Annotated in this window: 1 protein-coding gene; it reads right to left on the reverse strand. The window is 38.3% G+C overall.

The features are described 5' to 3' along the window. Window positions 1–38 precede the first annotated feature (38 nt). Window positions 39–1,022 carry an IS110 family transposase gene (locus ND6B_RS00710; protein WP_033104359.1) on the reverse strand — a complete coding sequence of 328 codons (984 nt, stop codon included), beginning with the start codon at window positions 1,020–1,022 and terminating at the stop codon, window positions 39–41. Window positions 1,023–1,213 lie beyond the last annotated feature (191 nt).

The raw sequence follows: 1,213 nt of genomic DNA on the forward strand, positions 1-1,213 counted from the left end.
GTAGATACCATCTCTCTTTATAGGCTTCAAGATCGTATTTAACTTTCTTGGAGCTTAAACGCTTCTTGATTTTTTATTACACCAAAACATATATGAATGAGTTTACGCATATTGGCGCCAATGATTTGCATCGACGTTTTGCCATTATTCAGCAAGGCTATTTTTTGCTGTTGTATCTTATAATTCCACTGCCCAGCGACTACTGCTGCCATATAAAGTTTACTTCTTATTTTTGAGGGCCCTAGCTTGCTCATAGTTGTACGGCCCTTCATTTTCCCAGACTCATGCAGCCGCGGTATTAAGCCACAGTAGGCAGCAGCTTGCTTAGCTCTGCTGAAATTTTTAGCGGCGAATATATACGTCAGCTCTCGAGACATAACAGGCCCAATACCGGGGATTGTTTCTAGTAACGTTCTATTCTTCTTTAAGTCAGGAAAGCTATTTATGTGACTATCAATATCTGACTTAAGTTTTTTTATCTCATCATCTAGAAAGTTAATCGTTTCTTTTAATGATTGAGTGACTCGCTCAGATGTCGCATTAAACTCACTTGCTTCTAATCGATTCTGCTCTCGTTGTTTATTGGACTCCAATGCATCAAGTCGACGCAGTAAGGCTTTAAGCTCTCTAATTTCCTTTGCTTCAGGTTGCCAGAAGTTAACGGTTGATTGCTTAGCATAACCGTAGCTTGCAAGCATTATCGCATCTGACCTATCTGTTTTATGAACAACATTTAGAGCCTCAGCATATTTTTTTGCTTTGCTAGGGTTAGCTAGAATAATATTGAATCCTTGCTGGTATAAAAAGTACATTAACGGCTCATGGTAAACACCGGTTGGCTCTACCGTGATAACGATTTCCTCAGCTATAGTTTTGGTTGTACTTAAAAGCCATTGCTTAATTTCCCTGAAAGCTAGGTGGTTATTTTTAAATACTTTTGTTTTCTTTTTATTAGTGATTGGATCTCTCAGCCAACATAAATCAACTTTATCTTTACTGATATCAAAACCAATAAACATCATCTCTACTTACTCCCCTTGTACATACAGCATCAACTTAATCTAAGAGTGCTTGGATACCATTCAGTTTGTTGAGAATTGGAAGCTAGGGCTTAATCTACGGCTCAGTATCAAGTACTGGGCGGGGCTACAAGCTCACTAACTTCCGATGTAATAAATGATAGCTAATCATCTATTACAGAGAGATACAAGGC

This window comes from Pseudoalteromonas sp. ND6B, assembly GCF_000764215.1.
GTDB lineage: Bacteria > Pseudomonadota > Gammaproteobacteria > Enterobacterales > Alteromonadaceae > Pseudoalteromonas > Pseudoalteromonas tetraodonis.

Excerpts from the sequence above, each read along its gene's own strand:
- ND6B_RS00710 (WP_033104359.1), bottom strand. The coding sequence starts at position 1,022 with ATGATGTTTATTGGTTTTGATATCAGTAAAGATAAAGTTGATTTATGT.